We start from the raw sequence: 554 nt of genomic DNA on the forward strand, positions 1-554 counted from the left end.
AACCTGACCGTCATTACTACTGTCGGGACCGGTGAGATGTCCGGCGTTGAGTCCAATTAAACCGCAGGCTCCTCCGGTTGTGGTGCTCCCCCGCCAATTCCTTTAAGTTTCATCCTTGCAGACGTACTTCCCAGGCGGCTCGCTTCTCGGCTTCCCTAGGGCGCAGCGCAGGCTCGTAGCCTACGGCACACCTAGCGAGCATCGTTTACAGCTAGGACTACCCGGGTATCTAATCCGGTTCGAGACCCTAGCTTTCGTCCCTCACCGTCGGGTCCGTCTTCCTGAGGTGGTTTCCCCATTGGTGGTCCGTCCAGGATTACAGGATTTCACTCCTACCCCGGACGTACCCCTCAGGTCTTCCGGCCCCAAGCCGGACAGTTTCCGCTGGACGCCGACGCGTTGAGCGCGTCGATTTCCCAACGGACTTGTCCGGCCGGCTACGGACGCTTTAGGCCCAATAATATCGGCCATCACTCGGACTGCCGGTATTACCGCGGCGGCTGGCACCGGTCTTGCCCAGTCCTTGTTCCTGTACCACCTTACGGTACAGAAAA

At 59.2% G+C, this 554-nt stretch carries 1 rRNA gene; it reads right to left on the bottom strand.

Going from position 1 to position 554, the window contains the following annotated elements:
* Window positions 1-554 (bottom strand): 16S ribosomal RNA (locus VI123_RS19245); the annotation flags it as partial.

The sequence above is a fragment of the Haloarcula sp. DT43 genome (genome assembly GCF_037078405.1).
Lineage (GTDB): Archaea > Halobacteriota > Halobacteria > Halobacteriales > Haloarculaceae > Haloarcula > Haloarcula brevis.